19 protein-coding genes and 1 pseudogene are annotated in these 22068 nt (G+C 60.3%); 5 read left to right on the forward strand and 15 right to left on the reverse strand.

Annotated features, from left to right (window positions below; translation table 11 throughout):
• Positions 1-43: 43 nt before the first annotated feature.
• From WBR25_RS13965 to WBR25_RS14025, 13 genes and pseudogenes are all read right to left on the reverse strand, one after another.
• Complete coding sequence (locus WBR25_RS13965) at positions 44-1429, reverse strand: vWA domain-containing protein (RefSeq protein ID WP_447748039.1); 1386 nt, start codon at positions 1427-1429, stop codon at positions 44-46.
• On the reverse strand, positions 1429-1920 hold the full coding sequence (locus WBR25_RS13970; protein ID WP_139733961.1) for a pilus assembly protein FlpK: 492 nt from the start codon (positions 1918-1920) through the stop codon (positions 1429-1431). Before WBR25_RS13970 ends, WBR25_RS13965 begins: the two co-directional genes overlap by 1 nt.
• A complete protein-coding gene (locus WBR25_RS13975) occupies positions 1917-2390 on the reverse strand; it encodes a TadE/TadG family type IV pilus assembly protein (RefSeq protein WP_005359316.1) in 474 nt (157 codons plus the stop codon). Before WBR25_RS13975 ends, WBR25_RS13970 begins: the two co-directional genes overlap by 4 nt.
• Positions 2387-3145 carry a tetratricopeptide repeat protein gene (locus tag WBR25_RS13980; RefSeq protein ID WP_429639582.1) on the reverse strand — a complete coding sequence of 253 codons (759 nt, stop codon included), beginning with the start codon at positions 3143-3145 and terminating at the stop codon, positions 2387-2389. Before WBR25_RS13980 ends, WBR25_RS13975 begins: the two co-directional genes overlap by 4 nt.
• A 19-nt stretch (positions 3146-3164) precedes the next feature.
• Positions 3165-4047: pseudogene (locus WBR25_RS13985) on the reverse strand (type II secretion system F family protein).
• Positions 4048-4050: 3 nt separating this feature from the next.
• Positions 4051-4935 carry a type II secretion system F family protein gene (locus WBR25_RS13990; protein ID WP_479748310.1) on the reverse strand — a complete coding sequence of 295 codons (885 nt, stop codon included), beginning with the start codon at positions 4933-4935 and terminating at the stop codon, positions 4051-4053.
• Positions 4932-6245 (reverse strand): TadA family conjugal transfer-associated ATPase, encoded by a 1314-nt coding sequence (locus WBR25_RS13995; RefSeq protein WP_479748312.1) that lies wholly within the window; start codon positions 6243-6245, stop codon positions 4932-4934. The genes WBR25_RS13990 and WBR25_RS13995 overlap by 4 nt, the downstream gene beginning before the upstream one ends.
• On the reverse strand, positions 6245-7378 hold the full coding sequence (locus WBR25_RS14000; protein WP_479748314.1) for a CpaE/TadZ family protein: 1134 nt from the start codon (positions 7376-7378) through the stop codon (positions 6245-6247). The genes WBR25_RS13995 and WBR25_RS14000 overlap by 1 nt, the downstream gene beginning before the upstream one ends.
• 3 nt (positions 7379-7381) lie before the next feature.
• A complete protein-coding gene (locus WBR25_RS14005) occupies positions 7382-7930 on the reverse strand; it encodes a pilus assembly protein FlpD (protein ID WP_129504377.1) in 549 nt (182 codons plus the stop codon).
• 11 nt (positions 7931-7941) lie between these two features.
• Positions 7942-9339 (reverse strand): type II and III secretion system protein family protein, encoded by a 1398-nt coding sequence (locus tag WBR25_RS14010; RefSeq protein WP_129504381.1) that lies wholly within the window; start codon positions 9337-9339, stop codon positions 7942-7944.
• A 19-nt stretch (positions 9340-9358) separates the two neighbouring features.
• Positions 9359-10249, reverse strand: a complete 891-nt coding sequence (gene cpaB / locus WBR25_RS14015; RefSeq protein ID WP_040066030.1) for a Flp pilus assembly protein CpaB — start codon at positions 10247-10249, stop codon at positions 9359-9361.
• A 9-nt stretch (positions 10250-10258) separates the two neighbouring features.
• Positions 10259-10672 (reverse strand): prepilin peptidase, encoded by a 414-nt coding sequence (locus tag WBR25_RS14020; RefSeq protein WP_193558404.1) that lies wholly within the window; start codon positions 10670-10672, stop codon positions 10259-10261.
• Entirely contained in the window at positions 10672-10875 is a 204-nt protein-coding gene (locus WBR25_RS14025) for a Flp family type IVb pilin (protein WP_005350403.1), read from the reverse strand. Before WBR25_RS14025 ends, WBR25_RS14020 begins: the two co-directional genes overlap by 1 nt.
• Before the next feature lie 220 nt (positions 10876-11095).
• Here WBR25_RS14025 and WBR25_RS14030 point away from each other — a divergent pair, with 220 nt between their 5' ends.
• The 4 genes from WBR25_RS14030 to WBR25_RS14045 all read left to right on the forward strand — a co-directional run bounded on the left by WBR25_RS14030 (position 11096) and on the right by WBR25_RS14045 (position 16083).
• Positions 11096-14101, forward strand: a complete 3006-nt coding sequence (locus tag WBR25_RS14030) for a DUF1566 domain-containing protein (RefSeq protein ID WP_479748316.1) — start codon at positions 11096-11098, stop codon at positions 14099-14101.
• 1 nt (position 14102) lies between these two features.
• Positions 14103-14807 (forward strand): Lcl C-terminal domain-containing protein, encoded by a 705-nt coding sequence (locus WBR25_RS14035; protein ID WP_479748318.1) that lies wholly within the window; start codon positions 14103-14105, stop codon positions 14805-14807.
• Positions 14808-14932: 125 nt separating this feature from the next.
• Positions 14933-15271 carry an outer membrane protein assembly factor BamE gene (bamE, locus tag WBR25_RS14040; protein WP_005337980.1) on the forward strand — a complete coding sequence of 113 codons (339 nt, stop codon included), beginning with the start codon at positions 14933-14935 and terminating at the stop codon, positions 15269-15271.
• A 182-nt stretch (positions 15272-15453) separates the two neighbouring features.
• The gene (locus tag WBR25_RS14045; protein ID WP_088869760.1) at positions 15454-16083 is read left to right on the forward strand and encodes an NAD(P)H-binding protein; all 630 of its coding nucleotides are present in this window, start codon (positions 15454-15456) and stop codon (positions 16081-16083) included.
• Positions 16084-16226: 143 nt separating this feature from the next.
• On the opposite strand, the gene WBR25_RS14050 is transcribed toward WBR25_RS14045, so the two are convergent.
• Together WBR25_RS14050 and lplA are read right to left on the reverse strand one after the other, a co-directional pair.
• Positions 16227-17921 (reverse strand): pyridoxal phosphate-dependent decarboxylase family protein, encoded by a 1695-nt coding sequence (locus WBR25_RS14050; protein WP_479748320.1) that lies wholly within the window; start codon positions 17919-17921, stop codon positions 16227-16229.
• 221 nt (positions 17922-18142) lie between these two features.
• Positions 18143-19159: a lipoate--protein ligase gene (gene lplA, locus WBR25_RS14055; protein ID WP_479748321.1), complete on the reverse strand. Its 1017-nt coding sequence runs from the start codon at positions 19157-19159 to the stop codon at positions 18143-18145.
• Positions 19160-19589: 430 nt separating this feature from the next.
• Here lplA and WBR25_RS14060 point away from each other — a divergent pair, with 430 nt between their 5' ends.
• Positions 19590-22052, forward strand: coding sequence for a diguanylate cyclase domain-containing protein (locus WBR25_RS14060; protein WP_479748322.1), 2463 nt, complete (start codon positions 19590-19592; stop codon positions 22050-22052).
• Positions 22053-22068: the final 16 nt, after the last annotated feature.

A 22068-nucleotide genomic window follows, 5' to 3' on the forward strand; every position in this document is an offset into this window, starting at 1 on the left:
TAACACCTTGAATAGCGAGGGGCCGATCAGGCCCCTCTTTGCATTATTTCGTCAACACGACATCATTGATGGAGCTCGCCAACCGGGTCAGCACAGTACGAATATTGCTTTTGGTTGCTTTGAAGGCCAGGGAGCGATCACTGGCACACTGGGCCACGAAACGGGTATCCCCTTCGAACGCCACCGTGTAGATCTGGATCCCCTTGCGTTTCATCTCCCGGCATAACAGCAACTGCTTGCGATCCCGCAATGCTGCCTCGGGCCCCATGTGCTCCCCATCAGAAAACAGCACCATGATCTTGCGGTTATCCTGCAATCCATATGGGCGCGGCAAGGCTGCCGCACCCTGTCGCCAGCGTCCCTGCCACTCTGGCGAAAGCAGCCGCCAACCCCACATCACCCCCTCTGCCGTGTTGGTATTGAATGCGGCATAGAGTGTATCAAGCGCCTGACGATAGTCGGCACGGGTCGCAAGATGAGGCTGGATCGGACTGACCCCGCAATCTGCATCATCGAAAATACCGAGCTTGTCACGGCGGTTCTCCAGATAGCGATCCAGCGGATTATCTTTGGGCGCAAAGGCCAGCAAGGGCGTCCCATCGCCATAACGGGCAATGGGGGGAGGCTTGGTGCTGTAAAAGAGATGGGGCCGCAGTTCATCCCGCGGGGCCTGCTCCAGTTTGCGGATCCAGCCAGGAGTCACTTCCGCCACCCGGTCGATACCATCAACATGTTCCGGCAATCTGGCACAGAATGCCTTGCGTTGACGCCCCGGCACCTCCCGCGACAACAGATTGAGCCAACCACGCTCCTCTGCCAGCGTCCGCAACCCGAAGGGAAACTCAATACTTTCGGGATGAAACAGCTCGGGATGATCGCCGATATTGACCAGCCCGGTGGCGGGAATGATGCTGACCACCCGATCCTGATTGCGCCGCTCGCGACCAAACAGCACCTCGCCAAACTCGACAAGGCCCTGCTTGATTGCCTTCATGGGTGCACCTGACATGGAATCGGAAATATCCAGCACCAGCGCGACTTCGATCCGGCTTCGTGCACTGCTGGCACGCGCAGCCGCCGCAATCGGCATCCCCTCCTCCCCTTCATCTATCGCCGAGAGATCCATCAGAGCGGGAACTTTTCCCTGCAAGATCACCTGCGCCCCCTGCTCTCCCTGGCTCAGGCGGGGAGTAGCCACCTGCAGATTACGCCCGCTCAGATTGGCCTGCATCAGCGCCTGGGCATCTTGCAAGGCTGTGTCGCTATCTGCCGCAGAGTAGATGACTGCATCGGCAGCGGCGCTGAGCAGACTCTGGCCGTTGTAACCGCGCACCAGCTCGATGGCGACCCCGGTCAGCGCCAATACCCCGACCAGCATCAATGCGAATGCCGGAGATAAGCCGCCACGCTGTTCAAACAATAGTGGCATCAGTGAACCTCCTGAATAAAGTAGGTGGTCAACGCACGATCGCCCCACAGGCGGCTAAACATGCCCCCCCCGTCCACATCCGGGCGATAGCAGAGGGTCACCCGCATCAAGGTGCCAACCCGCAGCGGCGGCCAATTGCCCTGCCCGGCACAGCCACTTCCCTGCAACAGCGGCAACAGTTCACCACTGGCGCTGTTGTACTGCTCTATGGTCAACGCCGCTTGCCCACCATGCAGAGCCGCCAGTTGCTGCTGCACAAATCCTTGATAAAACGCCAGCTGGGAAACTGCCGCCGCATCCTGCGTGACCCCTTGCTGGGTCACGATCTGCGTCACGTTATAGGCCACATTGTGCAACCGCTGTTCAAGGCGCAGCAGTTGCAATGCCTCGTTGCCAAAACTGAGCAGGGCCAACAGCGCGGGGATAAACAGCATCGCCTCGATGCTGATGCTCCCTCTGTTTTGTGCGGGTCGAGAGATGGTTCTGCTCATCCTGCACCACCTGCCGGCAACCGGTCAGTCAGCAACAACAAGGTGCTCTGATAACCCAGCTGGCGATCGGCCACCAGCCAGCTCGGGGTCAGCAGCAAACGGGGGCGAAGTCTGGCAGTCACCTCCAGCACGGGATCGGCAGGCGCACGGGTGTCACTGCCCGGATCCAGCCCTCCCTCTTGTTGCCCCAACATGGCTGCAAGTGACACATGATGCCTGACAGTCACCTCCACCCCGGCCAATTCACCGTGCCCTTGCTTGAGTAACCGCTCCCGAATAGCGCCAGCCAAGGGGATCCGCCCTGCGGCCGACTCGGCCTGCAGCTCCCGCAATGCAGCGCGCAGGCCATACTCCAGGGTGCTGTATTGCAGCTGTATCCGCAGCACATCCACCACCAGCAACAACAACGCCAGCAGCAGTGGCAAGATGATCACCAGTTCGATGCTGGCCACGCCACGCTGATGATTCACACAGACTGCCCTCTGAGTTGCGCCTTGAGCAGCCGGATATCGTGTTCCAGCTGGCTGGCACTGAGAAAGCGCGACAGGATGAGGCGAGCCTGAGATTCATTGCCCTCGGCCAGCAGCAGCAGGGCGTAGTTCATCTCCACCTGGGGTGGCAGACTCTGATAATGCAGCAGCGGCTCGAAGGCCTGACGAGCTGCGACCCGGTTACCCTCCATCAGCCAACCCAATGCCAGATTGCCGCGATAGTCAGGCTCATCCGGAGCAGCGGCTACCGCCGCCTCAAACAGCGCACGCCCTTTGGCAAACGCCCCCTGCCGCAGACTGGCTACCCCCAGCCCGTTGCTGAGCCGGGCCCGTGCCAACGGTGTCAGCTCCGGCAAGGCGAGTCCTTGACGATAAGCGGTTGCGGCCTCCTCCGTACGACCATCATCGAGCAGAAACTTGCCCAGATAATTGGCCGCCTCCGGTGCCTGCTTGCCAGCGCGGTCTAGCAGCTGTTGCAGACCATCGCGCGCGGCCTGCTTTTTATCTTGCTGATAACGGGTTCGCGCCAGCATCAGCTGCGCCTCTTCCAGCGAGGCATCACTGCTCAAGAGCGCCAGATAGAGGCGTTCAGCCTTCTCATACTGGGCAGAATCAAAAGCGGCCTTGGCCACCGCCATGCCATTGCTTTGACTCTGCGCCGATGCATCACCATGGCTGCTGCATCCCGCCAGCAGAAGCAGCGAGATAAAAATGAGGTAATAGCTCGATTTCATATCCGATTCCATCGCCTGCTCAACGCAGGCTGTTGATCAACAAATTGAGGGTGGGGGCAATGATCAGCACCAGCATGGGCAACATGATGAGCGCCATCTGGATGAGGGTGATCTTGCCCGGCAGGGAGCCAGCCTGCTCCTCCAGTGCCAGTCTCCGCATCTGGCGCGCCTCCTGACTAATGGTGCGCATGGTCTCGGCCAATGGCGACCCGTACTGCTGAGCCATCTGCAAGGTGTTGGCGAGACGATCCAGCTCGGGCAAGCCGGTCCGCCAGGCAAGCCGTGCCAGACAGCTGGCCTGATCGCCGCGCATCTGGATCTCGGCATGAGTACGCAAGAATTGCCGGGCAAGCCCCGGCTCCAACGCCTCCAGATAGTGACCCACTCGCAGCAACGCCCGATCCAGCGCAAGCCCCGCCTCGACGCTGATCACCAGCAGGTCGATGGCATCAGGCACCACCTTCTGCTGAGCCGCCTTGACCTTGCGGGCCCGCCACTGCAGCCAGCGCTCCGGCAAACCGGCCCCTACAACATAGGCCATCAGTACCCACATCAGGGTGAATCCATCGGCCGGGGCACCCAGCAGGCGCCATGTCAGCACCATGATGGCCAACCCCAGCCCCCCAGCAGTTTGGCCCCCGTAACCGGTCAAAACCCTGGCTGGCAAAGATCCCGGCTTGCGCCAGTAACTGCTGCAAGCGTGTCTGCTCGCGGCCGCCCACCGGATAACAGCGGCCGCACCACGCCAGCCACTCACGCCCCGGCACCTTTGCCGCGGTAAGAGTGGCATAACGGCGACACTGTTGTTGCCACTGTTGTTGTTGCCGGTAACCGTACCAGCCCGTCACTGCGGCAAGCGCAAGCGACAGCAGTGCCAATGCGAATAGTTGGGTAACAGCCATGACCTACCCCTGCAGACGCGTGAGCCGGCGGATAAGCCAGAGCCCCACCGCCACGCTGATTGAGACATACCCCATCACCCACTGGCCGCTGGCCGTGGTCATCAGATAGGTAAAGTGCTCCCGCCCGGTACTGAACAGCACCAGCAGGATGATGACAGGCAGAGCGGCCAATACCTTGGCAGAGTTGCGACTCTCGGCGGTGATGGTCTGGATGCTGGCCGCCAGGGTCTGACGCGCACGCAGGGTTTCGACCAGTTGTGCCAGCACGTCGGAGAGGCGACCACCGGTCTCTTGCTGCAGGCTGAGCACTATGGTCAGAAACTGGAACTCGGCCACCGTGACCCTGCTTGCCGCCTGTCGCATCACCTGCGCCACCGGTTGCCCCACCTGCAACTCGTCGTGCATCTGGGCAAACAGCCGTGACATCAAGCCGCGCTGCTGCCGTGCCACTTGCTGGAAAATATCGGCCAGCGGCGCCCCCACCCGCAGCGCCCGGATCATCCCGTCAATCACCTCGGGCAGGCCAGTGCGAAACTGCTCCAGCGCTCGCTGTTGCAGCTGTTGATAGAGCAGCAGACCAAGCAGCAGTGCCCCGCCAACCGCCAGCAGCAACGCCAGCCAAAGCGGCATGCCATTGGCGACCAGCAAGATGCAGGCAAGTGCAGCGCCTGCCGGCCCCTGCCAGCACCAGCGAGTCAATTGTTCCTGCCCCACCATGGTCACCATCTGCTGATACCACTGGGGCAAGGGATGCGCCGCCTCCCGGGACTCCGGTTGCCCGCCATAACGCAGGCTCTGTTGCAGCCAGGCTTCACGCCGACTCTGCCACTGCCAGAGCAGCAGACAGGCCGCCCCCCAGCCAAGGCAGACGGATAACAGCACACTCATTCGCCCTCCTCCCCATCTTCATCCATGCACGCCTGCAACTCGGGTAGCAGGCCCGCCTGACGAGCCTTTTCTTGTACCCCGGCCGAGAGCGGATGGGCCATGAAGCGCCCCTGCAACTTGCCGTGCAGCTCGGACTCCAGCACGAAACGAAACAACGGTTGCATCCTGATCTGGCCTCCCTCCAGCGCCGTGATTTCACTGATGGCAGTGATGCGGCGCTGACCATCGCGCATTCGCTCCAGTTGCACCACCAGATCCACCGCGCTGGCGATCTGGGCCTGAATGATCTGCTCGGAGAGGCGCTCAGCCCCCATCTGCAACATGTTGGTCAGGCGCAGCAGCGCATCTTCCGGTGTGTTGGCGTGCAGGGTGCAGAGTGAACCGTCATGGCCGGTGTTCATCGCCTGCAGCATGTCGAACGCCTCGGCGCCGCGCACTTCTCCCAAGATGATCCGGTCCGGCCGCATCCGCAGCGCATTTCGCACCAGCGCCCGCACACTCACCTCACCCTTGCCTTCGGCACTCTCGTTGCGCGTCTCCAGCGGTACCCAGTGCGGCTGTTCAAGAGAGAGCTCGGCGGCATCCTCAATGGTGATGATCCGCTCGTCGTCGTTGATGTGCTTGCTCAAGGCGTTGAGCAGGGTGGTCTTGCCCGACCCCGTCCCCCCCGAGATCAACACGTTGAAACGACTGCGAGCAGCCAGACCGAGAAAGCGGGCCATGGCGTCCGACAAGGCCCCTTTCTCCGCCAGATGAGCCAACGTCAGGCGGCTACTCGGGAATTTACGAATGGAGATGGAGGTACCGCACAGGGCAATAGGCGGTGCAATGACGTTGACCCGGCTGCCATCGGCCAGACGGGCATCCACCATGGGGGTGGACTCATCCACCCGCCGTCCCACCGCATTGACGATCCGCTGCGCCACATTGAACACATGCTGACGGTCGCGAAAGCGCACCCCTGATAACACCAGCTTGCCGTGCCGCTCCACATAGACCTTGTCCGGACCATTGACCAGAATATCCGACACCTCGGGATCATCGAGCAGGGGTTGCAGCGGCCCGACCCCCACCATCTCGTCCACCAGTTGCCGCCCCAGCAGGAGCAACTCCTGACGGTTGTAAGGGAGCATGCGGCGGCTCGAGAGCTGATCGAGAGCATTGGCGACCCGCTCCAGCAATGCATCACGGGGCAAGGTGGCGGCCACCGAGGGCTCCACCAGCTCGTAAAACGCCTCGCGCGCGGCCTCAGACATGGTCAGCAGCGCCCCTTGTACCGGCGGCTGCCGATTGCTGGCTTGTCCGAACATCAACGCAATCCTCCCCGGCGGCGTCCCGCTGGTTGGGTGCCAACCAGCTCGGCTGCCAGCCACTTGATTGCTCGGGCCAGTTTGCTTTTTTGCTTGATAAGCGCCATGCCGGCCCGCTCGGCTCGCACAAAGGCGCCGTGGTCATAAGGCAATACGGCGGCATGAGGTTGACCACAGACCCGCTCCAGCTCCGTGGCGGGCACTCGCCCCTCCTTGCCGCGGCAATGGTTGCCTACCAGCAGGTGACGTTGAGCCTGCCCCCCTTTGGGCAAGTTCCCCAACAGTCGCAATCCCCCCAGACTGAAATCGTGCAACCAGATCACCACATCTGCCTCTTGCAGCAAGGCGCGTAACCCATGGCTGCGCAGGTCCGGCACATCGATAATGAGGGTGCTGTAGTGCTCAGCCATCACATTGACCGCGGCCACCAACTGCTCGGCGCCGAGCACCAGCTCAGCGCCCTCGTCATAGAAAAGGAACAACCGTGGCCCGAGTTGATGAGCGGTGTGAGCCAGCAAGGTGCCATCTAACCGATCGGTCGCCTGCCACCACTGCTCGCCGGGCGGGGCATAGTCGCTGCCCAGCAAAATAGGGTGACGGCTGTGATAAAGATTGAGATCCAGCAGGGCCACCTGACGGTGATGCTGCTCTGCCAGCTCCAGTGCCAGATTGGCGCAGACGGTACTGGTTCCCACGCCACCCGCGGCCCCCACGACACAGATCACTCTCCCTTTACGCAAGGAGGTCACCAGCGGCCCCCCCAGCAGACGCAGCAGACCTGCACGAAGCGCATCAGGATCCAGCGGCGCCGGGTAGTAATCATCCACCCCCACCGAGATCAACCAGCGAAACAGGGCAACATCTCCCCGCTCTCCCAGCAACACCAGTCGCATCTGGGGTGGACAACATTCGGCAAGCGCCGCCAGATCGGCCGCCAGCGTCTGCTGATTTTCCACTTCCACCAGCAGGATATCGGGCGCACCGTGAGCCAGACAGTGCGCTCTGGCCTCCGCCAGAGAGCCCGTCAGTTGCAGGTGCTCCACATCGCTCAATCCGGCCATCACCCGCTCGACCCCGGCACTCAAGGCAGGCTGGCGCGTCACGGCCACCAGCCGTTTGGCTTGTTCACTCATGACTTACTCCCCGGTCGTCTGCTGTTTCTTGGCCGATTTGGCCTTGCCCTGATAGAGGCGCTGTACCGCGCCGGCATCGAGGGCACTACCACTACCGTCATAACGGGCACCACGAGCCCAGTGCTCGCCATGGCTTTGGGCACGATATTGATTGCGCAGCACCAGACAGGCGCTGACAGGGGCTGACGCCCCGCCTCTGGTATAACGGCAGCTATCCGGCTGCAAGGTGGCATCGAGTTGCACCTGATAGTCACCTTGCCCGGTCGGGGTGAAGATGAGCCGGGTATCGAGCGCCAGCCACTGAGCCAGCTGCTGGCGCAGCGCCTCCGGCGTTGGCGCATGGCTTGCTGGCTGCGGCCCGCTGATCTGCAGCGTGACGGTGCCCGCCTCCAGCCGATTGGCCAAGGAGGCCAGTTGCCATTGCAACTGCTGTTGCAACTGCGACGGGGCAACCCGGAATTGCAGCTGATCCTTGAGAGGGGCAGCCGGAGGTGGGGTGGTACAAGCCAGTAACGGCAACGTCATGGCCAGCAACAGCGTCTCTTTCAACATGGTCATCCTCCTCAGTAGCTGTAGCCATAGTTGCCGAACAGGCGGGTTGTCTGCGCCGCCGGCAATTGGGTTGACCCCATGTCGGTGAAGAACAGTCGCTCGAAGCGACTCGGAGCCCGGTAGTGATCCAGCGGCGTCGACAGGGAGAGGGGATCGCTGGTGGGCTGCACCAGACGGGCGGTGGCGATGATCACCAGCTCGCTCTCCTGATTTTTGAAGCTGTTGCTGCCAAAGAAGGGGGCCAGCCCGGGGATCTCTCCCAGGAAGGGCAGCGCTTCGTTATTCTGGTTGCGATGGCTGCGCACTAGACCTGCCAGCGCAAAGCTCTGGCCGTCAGCCAGCTCGATGGTGGTGGTGGTACGACGCGTCTCGATGCCCGGTACCACGACACCGGCAATGGTGACGCTGTTCTCCCGGCTCAGGGTCGATACTTCCGGGGAGACCGTCAGGCTGATGCGATTATTGTCCAGCAGGGTCGGCGTCAGCTCCAGCGAGATGCCGAACTTCTTGAACTCAATCTCGGGCCCGTTATCCCCGTTGCCAACCGGAAAGGGAAACTCACCGCCGGACATAAAGGTCGCCGCCTCTCCCGATTTGGCCGTCAGGTTGGGCTCGGCCAATACATTGACCAGGCTGTTTTCCACCAGCGCATCGATGATAGCGTTGATGTAGACCACATCTTTCTTGCCGGTCCAGCTGCCTCGCTCCAGCGGCTTCGGGAAACGGTTACCCGGCGAGACACCCAACTGCAGATACTCCCCCATAGCGCTCCAGCGCAGCCCCAGCTGTTCACTGGTAGTACGCTGCATCTCGACGATGCGCACCGATATGTTGATTTGATCCGATCCGGCCAGTCGCAGTTGATTGATGACATTGGCGTACTGACCGCTGCCCCCACCTGCGACTGCAGCACCTTCATCCTGGTTACCCGCCTGAGGCGAAGGGGCCATCACTGTACTCTGGGCGACGGATTGCGGTTGCAGTCCCTTGGCAAAGCCTTCCACCATGCTGAGGATTTCATGCGCCTGCAGCGGGCTGGTCACCTCTCCTGCCACTACGATGGCACCGCCCGACTCGCTAAAGGTGAGCTGACTCTGGGGGAAATGCTGACGGGCCAGCTGTTCAAGCGGTGCGAGGTCAGCGACGACGGTTACCCGATAGTGACCCAGGGTTCGGCCATCGAGGGCGGTCACCACCAGATCGGTGTGGCCCACCTTGCGGCCATAGATCAGCAACTGCTGATCAGAGGGGCTGTGCACTCTGACCAACTCCGAATTGGCAACAAAGGCATCCAGCACAGGTTCATCAAAATTAAGCAGGGTGGATTGCTCGGGAGTGAGCGTCAGGCTCTCGGCGGCTGCGGCCCAGAGCGGCAGCATGGCGAGCAATATGACAAATGTTCGCAACATCATTTCCTTTCTGTGTTGATTAGGGTTGACGGGTTCGGTCGTTACCGTCGCCATAACTGATCTTGACCCCATGACCTGGAATGGCTCTCGGGTTCTGGCCGCGAGCGACCTGTTCAGCCCATATCAGACTCCCCTCCGGCAGCGCCATCGCAGGGCTGCCCGCAGGTGCGCTCTGTGCCGAACGCAGTACCAGAGCCAGCTCTCCCAAGCGATGTGCCAGCAACAAGCGTGCTGCCGCCCGAGGGGGCAACTCGAAGGTCACGGCGACCTGGTCGAAGTTATCCTGTGCCGCAGGATTGCCGTTAAGCGCGGCGATATCGGTCACCTGGGCATCGATGGCCAGCAGTTTGATATCGGTCAGAATGATCTCGGCCGACTGATTGCTGGTTACCTCTGCCCCTTGGGCATTGTGCTGACGCGCATGCTTGCTGGTGAGGATCACATCCACCCGGTTACCGGGCCGGATCAGGCCGTGGCTGGCCGCCTCCCTCCCCAACGCCAGCGTCACCGCTCGCATGCCCGGCGCCATCATGGCGGAGAGATAGTGACTCTGCTCGGGACGAACCAGATCATCGGCAGAGACTATCTGGCCCGCCTCCAGCGTGCGGGTCACCAGACTCCCTTTGAGGGCCTTGGTATCGGTAAAACCAAACAGAAAGAGACCCGGCAGGTTCCTCTCTTCGGCTTCGGGAAGGGCTTGCCAGCCTAGATCTTCGGGATGGATGAAAGAGCCGGCCTGTACCCGATGGGCGGCAACCAGTACTTGGGCCACCCGATCTGGCGCCAACGATTCTGCTGGCGGATCCCGTGGGGATGCACCGCTCTGCGGCGCAGGTTCAGCTGGCCACAAGGTAGCCAGCATCGCCGCCAGCACCAGCAGTGCAGCGATAAGCAAAAAGAGTTTCTTCATATGGTGTGACTACATAAATAGAGGTGTGGTCAGAGCTGCCGCCCAGAGGATGGCAACCCCATAAGGCACAGTAGTTGGATTGGGTGAAGGGCGCAGGCGGCTATGGCTCAAACACACCAGGCTGAGCAGGCCACCGGAGAACGCCATCAACAGCAATAATTCGGGCCATTGCTCGCCTGCCCCATAGAGGCAGACCGCCAGCAATTTGCTGTCCCCGGCGCCACACCAGCCTCGGTGATAGGCAACCAGCCCCAACAGCAAGGTCAGTATGGCCAACACCAGTGACAGCGGATTGAACGGCAACAACCAGCCACCCCAGAGGGCCAGTACCAGCACCGCCAGATTGGGGATCCGCCGTTCGAACAAATCACTGACCAGACACCAGCAGGCCATCAGTATGGCGAGCCATTGCCCCCACGCCATCACTTGCCAGCCGCGTCCATATTCAACCCGGCAACAATGGCGGTGAACTTCTCCTTCAACGCCGTGATGAAGATCCCGTCCGAGCCAAATATGGCCAGGATCCCGGCCGCCAACCCTGCAGCCAGGATGCCGTACTCAATGGCCGTGGCACCGCTTTCATCCTTCAGGTAGTCACGAAGGTAATCCCAAACTCGCATCGTCATTTTTTGTCCCTGTTTTTTATGCCTGAAATTAAACAACGACAGGATGATATTGAGATCACAAACGAGAATCAATATCACTATCACCAAATGAAATAATTCGCAGCGTGAATTCGCCAATCTAACGAAGTTAACAGCAAAAACATCTGCAATGGGTTTAATTTACGCGCTAAAAACCGGACTTGGCAGATTAATAATCTAAACAACAATAACGGAGTCGAACGTGTTCAGGACAACGAAACCACTGCTGTTGCTCCTTTGCTGCGCCACATTGCTGGCATGCAAGGCAGAGCTGGGCAGCCCCGAGCAGGCGGGAAATAACGCAAGCAACAGCGGAGGAAGCGGTAGCAACCAGCAACCCACCACACCGGATAGCGGAAGTGGCAACACCCCGGGCACTGCGGGAGGTACTGCCAGCGGAGGAAACACCAGCAGTAGCAGCGGAGGGAGCTCAGGTAGCGGCTCGGGAGCAACTGCACCAGACCAATCGGGCCAACCAACAACGGAGACGACACAGCCCGCCCCACCCACTTCGCTGGATCTGGCCGGCGCACTGCCGCTGACTCACGAACAGGGTGGACAATTTGATATTCAGCTCTGTGCCGACAAGGTCTGCGTCACCCAGAGCGCTCAGGCTGATGGCAGTTTCGGCTTCAAACTGAAATTGAGCCAATGGCCACAAGACAAGGCGCTGCGCCTTGTCGCCAGCCACCGTCAGAACAGCGCGCTATCCCTCAGCAGTGAATTGCCTACGCTGACACAACTGCTCAAACAGGATCAAAACGGGGATGGCATCATCACCGAGCAAGAGAGTCCTCGTCTGCACCTTTCCCCCATGCCGCTGGCATATCAGAGCATCATGGCGGCGCTGCAAAAGCAGGAGGGAAAACAGGATGTCTCTGGCCAGCTCTTCAGTGACCCTCATCTCAATCACCGTTTTGCCCGAGATCTCACCGCCTTGCTGCAGTTGACCCTGAACGGCGATATGCCGAACCCGGCTCAGCAGCTCGGTGAGTTGGCAACTGCACTGGTCAGCCAGCAACAGTCCAACCCGACATCCACCCTGCTTGAACACCTAACGACACTGGCCACCAGCCAAGGCACAACATTACCTGACGACGCCGAAGCCCGGCTGAACGATGCCCTCGCTGCCATGGAGAAACTGGATACCCGCACAGCGACCTACCAGCTGCTCACCACCTTCTACCCACAGCGCAAACTGACCTTGCTGGGACAATTCCCCTCTCGTCTGAGCGAAGCATCGGTATCGGTAGAGATCGGTGCCAAACCCAACCACGATGGGCTCAATACCCACTATTTCAAACCCGAACGCCCCATTCGGCCACAACGGCTTGCGGTAATGGCCCAGAGTGGTCGGATGCAAGAGTCTCTTCCCATCAAGCAGGGCAACCAGTACAGCATCACTCTCACGCTCGCTGACCTCAACAACAGCTTCGCCAGTTGCAAACCGGGCAGCAGCGAGACCAGTGATGACCTGATGGAAGACACCCTGACCCTGGTGGTACAGGATGCCAAGAGTGAGGTGGAACTGCGCTCGGTGCTCGGCTCTTTCTGCGAGCTGGTCAAGCGCGATGAAAATCGCGATGGCATGCTCGGTGCCAACGAATATCCGCGCCTCAATGTGGGCTATACCACCACGGCGCAGTGGGCTCTGCTGCTCAAAACCACACTCAGTGCCGGCATGGGCTCTTTCCTGGACTGGCAAGCCTGGACCCTGGCTGAGCTGGATCAAAAACTCAAGGCACTACCGAGGCATCAGGTTGAGCTACTGGCAGCCATGGTTGCCCTGCAGGCCGAGGGGGAGCTCTGGCAGCAACCTGTCAACCTGATCGAGGGCACTGATTTTCGCCAGCAACTGCTGAGCTGGCTGGAGATCAACATGGCCAATGAATATTCAACCGTGTCCCGCAACAATCAGATACCGGACCTGTTCAAACTGGAAACCACCATCGCCGAAAATAGCGGGCTGGGCCCCCTGTTGAATGCCAATCCAGACAAGAACATCTCCCACATCATCAAGGCGGCGGCAGGTCTGATCCGCAACTCGGAAAGCGATGCTCTTCTCTATCCCGGAACCAGCACAGCGGGTAGCTGGCTCACCCCCTACCCCAACAGCCCCATATCCCCTGTCTGTCAGCGCGAGGTGTTGTCAGATCAAGTGATCGGCCTGGCTATTCTGGGCCAGGGCCGTGATCAGGATGGCAGCCACTGGGTCACCCTCGGCTGGCAACCCCAGGAGGGAGTGAGTCAGTATCGAATTGGCTGGGGGAAAACCCCGTTTGAACATATTGAAAACGCCGAACAGCAAAACATCAGCCTGCAGACTCGCATCACCCTCAAGGGTCTCCCTCACTATCAGGACTACCAGATAAGAGTGATGAGCGAGGGTGGCACCATCAGTGCCCCACTGACCTACCGAGCCGGGCAGTTGCATGTGGCCGATACCCGTATCACCCACAGCATGGGGCTAGATGATGGCAAGCGTGGCCGGGACCTAGATAGCCGCTGCGATCCCTTGAGTGGACAAGCGGTCAACAGCAATCTGGATGGAGTGCTTGGCGCTCGCTACATCAAGCTGGACAACCGGGGAGACCCCCTGCCACGCCAGGATCTCTCCTACAAACAGATGCCGTTTGCCTGCGTGGCCGACGCCCTGAGCGGGCTGGTGTGGGAGACCAAGGTACAACACAAGGATGGCGAATCTTCCCTGCACGATGACAAAAGCCTGTTTGCCTATGACGATATCCAGAGCAACAACGCCTTCAACGGCAGCTGCTATGACCCGCAAAGTGGCGCCCTGGCCAGTGACCGTAGCCGCTGCAATCTGAAACGCCAGATAAGCCAGGTCAACCAGAGCAAGCTGTGCGGCCTCTCCAACTGGCGCGCCCCCAGTCAGCAGGAGTTCTACGGCATCATGACCCTGACCCGGGATAACCCCATTGCTCTCGATACCCGCTACTTCCCGCTCTATTCAGGTTTGCAATACACCTATGGCAAAGGGCAGGAGCTGGAGGAGATCTTCTACGGCTTCTGGACCTCGGATGTGATGCCGGTCAGTCGCCCCATCGGCACCTGGGACAAAGATGACGGGGGGCCAGATGCTTACAAGGTTCGCCCGGATAAATATCTACGCGGCGGCATTGCCCGCCAGTATCAACCCCACTACGTCATGCTGGTGAGCGATGGCTTCAAGGTCACAGGAGAATAAAATGCACCACTCTCTCTTCCCCTTATTACTTGCTGCCGCCCTGTTGCCGGCAGCAAGCCAGGCCCGTGAATGCCTGCCTGGCTATCAGGACGATGGTACCCGTTTCGTTAGCCAACTGATCGACACGGCCGAAGGCAAGCTGCAGGTGGTCAACGACAGAGCCACCGGTCTGCAGTGGCTCTACTGCCCCTACGGTCAACAAGTCAGTGGTAATGGCTCTGGCTGCGAGGGCATGCCTGAAGTGATCAACAGCAGCGCAAGCCAGAGCGACAACCCCTTGATGACCATCATCATGCAGGCCAACGACCGACTGAACACCCCTGCACACCCTTGGCGGGCCCCAGACATCAAGGAGCTGTTTACCCTCTACAACCCTCAGTGCCAACCTGCTACCTACAGCGCAGTGGGCTTTCCAGACCCTCAGCTGGCCGCAGACACTGAAGCCCTCAAACAACGGGCGTGCGAAGCCAGATCTGATCCGGTGACCAATGAATATATTGAGCCGACCGAAGAGCAGACACAGGCTTGCAACAAGCTAGCCGAGCAAAGCAATGCCTTAACCATGCTCCAGTTTATTTCTGACAGTTCCTCCGGGGATGGATACAACTACCTTGAGTTCGCACCACCACATGAAGTGTTTAATGAAGGCGGTCACAGTGCACCTATGCTTAGGCTCGTCAGGCCAATCCCTAGCCACAGTGAATGATGCTGTGCTGGCCAAAGGGAGGTAACTCCCTTTGGCAATTTTTGCCTTGGCTTTTTACTTCCGCCAAGGGAGTAGGTATGATTCGGCCAGCGTAAAAAGACTTGAATGGATGATCTGAACTCGATATGCGGATGAAACACCTGATTGCCGCGGCTTTGACCGCCCTCACCCTCTCCGGTTGCAGCCTGGTCTATCGTATCGATATTCCCCAGGGCAACTATGTGGAACAAAAACAGGTCGACAAACTGCGCCAGGGGATGACCCGCGAGCAGGTCAGCTATGTGCTGGGGACCCCCATGCTGCGTGACGGCTTTGACCCCAACACCTGGTACTACCTCTATGAATTCCAGCCGGGCCACGGCGACAAGGAGCGCAAAGAGCTCACCGTCACCTTCGCCAACGACAGGCTGACCACTGTGACGGGTGACTTCCCGCTGCCAGCAGCTTTCAATACCCCGCTCTGATATCCCGCAAAACCGGCCTCGCGCCGGTTTTGTTTTATCCAGCCTCCGCACTATCTATCTTGCCCGTTATCCTGTCAGGGGATACGTGTCATCTCCCCCATTGCAGCTGCTCGCAAATTGCCTGATGCTGATGAGCACCCACCATGGCATCAACACCATCGAATGACACAGGGAGAATCCCCATGAGCCGGATCCTGATTGCCGGAGCCAGCGGCCTGATCGGTCGCGAACTGGTGCAGCAACTGCCTGCCGAACATGAACTGACCCTGCTCTGTCGCAAGCCGGGCAAGGAGGCGCACCACTGGCTGCCGGTCAATTTTGATGATCTGGCCAGCGTCACCCTCTCCCGCCCGGTGGATATCGCCTTCTGTGCCCTCGGTACTACCCGCAAGGAGGCAGGCTCTGCCGAGGCGTTTCGCCGGGTCGATCTCGACTATGTGGTCGCCTTTGCCGAGCTGGCCCGCCGTCACGGCTGTCAACGGCTCATCGTGGTCTCGAGCATGGGGGCCAGTGCATCGTCCCCGGCTCTCTATCCGCGTACCAAGGGGGAGATGGAGCAGGCCCTGCTGGCCCAATCCTGGCCACGGCTCGCCATCGTGCGGCCCGCCATGCTGCTCGGGGATCGCCAGCCACCGCGCCTCTCCGAGCAGATCTTTCAGACCATCTACCCGCTGTTTCGGCCGCTGCTGGTGGGCAAGCTCGCCCGCTGGCGCGCCATCGAGGCCCGTCAGGTGGCCCGCGCCATGATCGCCCTCTCGAAACTGCCCGCCGGGTGCGAGATTGTCGAGAACGAGCAACTGCTGGCCCTCTGAACCCGGCCTTCCCCACTACTTAAGCTCTATGCCGTAAAAACAGCAGGCAAGCCAATTGGCTTGCCCTTTGTTTATCTGTTGGCGAGGTACCCTGACCGCCTCTTGCCATCACAGGCAGCGCTCGGCTGTCAGGGCAACATCCATCAACCGCGAATATGGTCGATAAAGGCGTCGATCTGCTCGCGAGTGCAGGCAGGATTCATAAAGACTGCCTTTTCCCCAGCGATGTAGGAGTACTTGCCCCGTGCGTCATAGTCGGAGTGGGCCACCGCCTCCACCCAGTTGGTGTAGAGCCCCACCTTGCCGCGCCCCTTGAACAGGCTGCGGTGGTAGTCAGTGTTACGCTGCAGTCGCGCCTTGTAGGCAGGGTCGCTGGAGCGGGCCAGCTCGAAGGCGAATTCGGCTTCCGGATCGCTCACCCACTCGGGGTTGTAGATCTTGAAGCCGACGCTCGGCCCCTGATTCTCCTGCGCCACCAGTTTGACGTTGCCCAGCTGGCTTAACCGGAAGCGGAAGTAGTTGGCATTTTGCAGGCAGTGGGCCAGCACGGTGCGATACCCCTCCACCCCCATATAGTTGAGCGCCGCATAGGCACCAAACAGACCGCTCGCGCCGCGGGAACACTCGATGGTGGATTGCAGGTGGGTCTGGCCCTGAATGTCCCGCTCGAAGTAGGAGAAGTTCTCCGGGTCATTCTCCATCGCCTTGAGGTCATCCTGCTCCTTGATCATCACCAGACTGGAGGTGTAGGGCACATACCCCCACTTCTGGAAGTCGACGGTAAAGGAGTCGGCATATTTCAGCTCGGCAAAGCGCGCCACGTTGCGCTCGATCCCCGCCAGGGTGGCGCTGTTGATGGCGAGCGGGTTGGCGGCAAAGTCGTAACCCAGGAAGAAGATCATCGACCAGCCGATGGCGGCATCGACGTGGATGTGAGGTTTGACCGCCACCTCAAACTGCTCGCAGAGGCGATTGCGCAGCTCGAACACGGGTTTCACCTGATCCACCCCGAAGGTGTCGGTGGTGCCCATGGTGAGCATGATGGTGGGCACCACGTGTTTCAGTGCAAAACAGGCGGTCAGGGTGCGCTCGAGATGGTCGAGATCGATGTCATTGTTCTCGCCGACCTGAATGCGGATAGTCTTGTTCTCGATGTCGACCCCGAGCAGGGAGAGGTTGGTGATATTGGAGTAGTGACCGCCTTGGGAGTTGATGATGCGGTAATCCTGATAGTGGCCTAGCCCCTTGTGCTTGGCCTCCGGCAAGGTTTTGCGAATGCCGAGCAGGTAGCCATAGAGGTTACAGAAGGTCCCCCCCTGGGTGAAGATGCCGGTGGCGCGAGCCGGGTCGTAACCCGCCAGCAGCGCAATCTGGCGCACTACCTTCTTCTCCAGCTCCTCGGCCACTCCGGCATATTCGGAGTAGACCAGATTGGGGTTGGCCAGAATACCCATCTGGGCGCCATAGATAGCGGGGTCCGCCGACATGGTGATGACGTTCTCGACGCTGGAGGGGTTCTCCCAATCCTTCGACAAAGCGGCGGCAAACAGCAGCTCGACCATGGGCTCGCCCGGGGTGCGCATGGTGGTGGGCACCGGCATGGTCTCGCAGAGATCGGCCAGGCGGGCACGGCCATCAGGCCAGGCATTCAAACGGGCATCGGGGGCCAGGCCACGGGCCCGAAATTCATTGAGGGTGGCAAATCCGGGTTCGCGAAAAACGGGCCAGAGATCGGGATTGCGCGAGAAAAAGTTGGCTTTGACTGTGGCGAAACGGGCGGAAAAATCGGGGTGGACGGCATTGACGCTTTCGTCTTGAAGATAAACTAAGTCACTCATTTTTATACCATTAGTACAGCAAATGTGCGGCCGTTATACCCCTGTACCAGCGGGGCCGACAGTGACAATATCTAATGGCCTACCCTACTTTTTGTCATGTATCAGCCATCACAAGGGCTGGCAAAAAGGCGCCTTTGAGGCGCCTCTTTATATTTCGTGATCTTGCTCCCACCCTGGCTGACAGCGCCCTCACTACCAGCCACCATCCGCGCAGCGCCCCCTCAACGCAGGGAGGTCAACAGCCACTCGGCAAACTCCCCCAGCTCGCCCTGCTGATGTGGGAAAGCCGCCAGCCAGGGCTGCAGGCGCGCGGCAACCGCCTCCGGTCGATAGCCGCAACCCGCCAGTTCGGCCGCCAGCAGATCAAACGGGGCCGGCTCCAGAGTATCGCTAAAGAGCTGCGCCCGGGTGATGGCTCCTTTCTCCACATCAAAGTGCAGCTCCACCCCGCCCCAGCTGAACCGCTCCTCCAGCAGATGGCTGAACGCCGGGGCATGGCCATAGTTCCACTCCCAGCTGCGCTGGCGGGCGAAGGTCTCGGCAAAGCCCGGCAGATCCGGCATCTGCTCCGGGGAGATATGCTCGGGCTCAACTCGCGCGCCGTAATGGTGGAAGAAGGCCTCCTGCAGCGCCTCGCTCATCTGTTGATGGTCGATCCCCGGCAGCAGCTCGCACAGATTGGCCACCCGGCTGCGCACCGAGGTGATCCCCTTGGCCGCCAGCTTCTTGGGGTCGGGGTTGAGGTAGTTGGCAAGCCGGCCGAGATCGGCGTCCAGCAGCAGGGTGCCGTGGTGAAACCCACGATCCAGGGTCTCCCGATAGGCCGACCCCGATACCTTGCGCTCCCCGTCCGGAGTCGCCACCAGCAGATCGTTGCGACCGGAGGCAAACGCCTCGATCCCCAATCGTTTGAGCCCGTCCAGCACAATGGCGGTGGAGACGCTCTTGTCATACTCCGGCTTGCCCGCCATGAAGGTGAAGCAGCTGTTGCCAAGGTCGTGGAACACGGCGCCGCCACCGCTGCTGCGACGCGCCAGGGTCACCCCGTCCTCTTCCATGCGGCGGGTATTGCACTCCTTCCACGGATTCTGGGCACGGCCAATCACCACGGTATTGGCATTGCGCCAGAGGAACAGCACCCGCTGGCCGGGATCCATCTGGCGGAAGATGCACTCCTCAACGGCCAGATTGAACAGGGGATCGTGAGAGTCGGAGACAAGCAGACGCAAGCGGGACATAAAAAGACCTTATCCGGAACTGGGGGCAGCATGATAACACTGATGGGGTACCATCACTGAGCTGTCGCACATTAACCGGTGCGCAGCAGCCGCGACACATTTGCGTCACACCTGACTGCCCCATAAAAGTATCTATTGATATAACGACACAGCTTGACGTGCAACCACGAAAAAAATGCAGTCAAGCCACAATGACAACGATAAAAACGGGAAAAAGTGGCTAGAATGCGACCACTTCGATAGGCCATATGACTCTCTTATTGGTCACATAACTTGCAAAAAAACGGCATGTATCCATCCCGTGTGATGAACGACACAAAAATGACTTCCCAACCCCCCTATACCCCATTGCAAACGCCTTTTCTCCCCTTGCAGGTGACACAAAATTGCTTGAATCTAGCCTAGACACCGCTCCCGAGAGAAACGTTGTATGACGGAGAACGCAGCCCCCCGCCAGCCCCTCAGCTGGTTTCTGCCAATGCTGGTCAGTATGGTCATCGCGACCCTGACCTCTCCCCCGGTGCGAGCCGGCGAGCAGGTCATCGTCCAGTTGCCGTGGCAACACCAGTTCCAGTTTGCCGGTTACTACGCGGCCATCGCCAAAGGGTTTTATCGGGAGGCCGGTCTGCATGTCACCCTGCGCGAAGCGGACTCCCGCACCGATGTGGTCAGCGAGGTGATCTCGGGAAAGGCCCAGTTTGGCATCAGCGGCAGTGATCTGCTGCTGGATCGGGCTGCCGGTCGTCCGGTGGTGGTGCTCGCCGCCCTGCTGCAGCACTCGCCGCTGATCCTGCTCACGCTGGATCGGCCAGATATTCGCAACCCGGCCGATCTGGCCAACAAGCGACTGATGCTGGAGCCAGGCTCCAACGAGCTGCTGACCTACCTTTCCCACCATACCCGCAGCCGCGACTGGGTCACCCTTCCCTACAAACAGGGGATTCAGGCACTGCTGGCGGGCAAGGTGGATGCCATCAGCGCCTACAGCACTACCGAGCCCTTCTATCTGCAACAAAAAGGGATCCCCTATCGGGTCTTCAGTCCGCGCACCATCGACTTCGACTTCTACGGCGACAACCTCTTTACCTCCGAGCGGGAGCTGATCACCCGACAGGATCGGGTCTACGCCTTCCAGCAGGCCAGCCTCAAGGGGTGGCGCTATGCGATGGACCACCCCGAAGAGATGATCAACCTCATCATGGAGCAGTACCCGACCGGAGCTGGCCGTGAACAGCTGGAGTTCGAGGCGCGCGAAACCAGAGAGCTGATGCAGCCGGATCTGATCGAACCTGGCTACATGCAGCAGGAGCGCTGGCTGCAGATCGCCAAAACCTATCTGGAGGCGGGCATGCTCACGGTATTGCCTAACCTCGACCGCTTTATCTACGACCCGGCGCAGGAGCGGCTGCGCCAGCAACGGCAATTGCTCGACAAGAGCGTGGCGGTGGCCATGCTCATCACCTTTACCCTGATGACCCTGCTCGGCATCTTCTTGCACCTCTATCTGCGCCTGCGCCAGGAGGCGCGGGATCGCCAGCGGCTGACCCGTGAACTGGCCCAGAGTGAGCAGCACTATCGCTTCGTGGCGGAGAACAGTGCCGATGTGATCTGGACCATGGATGCCGCCAGCTTGCGCTTTCGCTATGTCAGCCCGGCCATCACTCCTCTGAGCGGCTACGAGGCCCCCGAGCTGTTTGCCCTGCCCCTCAAACAGCTGCTGCCGGATGCCTCAAGACAACTGCTGCGCGAGGAGATCTCCGCCACCCTGGAGGCCTGGCAGCGGGGAGAACATGACCAGACCCGCCGGGTCATTCGCACCCAGCTGCGCCACAAGGATGGCCATCTGGTGGCGACCGAGACCATCACCACCCTCCATGGCAACCACAATGCCCAGCCGGAGGCGATCCTCGGGGTCACCCGGGATATCACCGAGCGGGCAGCGCGAGAGGAGATGATGCGCCGCCTCGCCTTCTACGACCCCCTGACCGGGCTGCCCAATCGCCGCTTGCTGCAGCAACGGCTCAAGGAGCTGATGGAGCAGGAGGCGCCCCGTCCGCTGGCATTAATGTTTATCGATCTCGATCACTTCAAGCCGATCAACGACACCTTCGGCCATGAGACCGGGGATATTCTGCTCAATATGGTGGCCGAGCGGATGAGCCACTGCGTGCGCAAACAGGATCTGGTGGCACGGCTGGGGGGCGACGAGTTCGTTATCTTGCTGCCGGAGAGTGGCGACGAAGTGCTGGCAGTGGCCGACAAGCTGCACCAGCAGCTGCGCCATCCGTTCCAGCTGGAGGGGCAGGAGCTGCTTATCTCCAGCAGTATCGGGCTGGCGCTCTATCCCGAGCACGGGGAGGATGCCAAGACGCTGATGCACCACGCCGATCAGGCCATGTATCAGGCGAAGAATCGCGGCCGCGGCCGGGTCTGCCTCTATACCGAAGGCCTTGATCCCGAGCAGGGCGCCCTGCTGTGGCAACCCGGCCACGAGTGCGGTCACCCGCGCATCGATGCCGAGCATCGCCAGCTCTTCGTATTGACCAACCGGCTGCTGGAGCGGATGAAAGATCAGCACGAGGATCCGGCACCGTTTCTGGAGAGTCTGGAGAGCCTGTTCGAGATGGCCCGCCATCACTTCGCCTTTGAAGAGCAGATGCTGGCGGAGATCGCCTATCGGGAACTCGTCAGCCACCGTCAGGATCACCAGCGCCTGCTCAACAAGGCAGGCCAGCTGTTGCACGCCGCCAAAGCGGGGACACTGGGCAACGACGAGCTGCTCAACTTCATCATTCAGGAGCTGGTAGTCGGCCACATGAGTCAGGCGGATCGCCGCTACTTCCCCTTGTTCAGATCTGAGCGCAGCCTGTCGGTTGCAGAGGGGGTCGCCTAGTCCCCCTCTGCTCAGA

It is taken from the genome of Aeromonas sp. MTB (assembly GCF_056632455.1).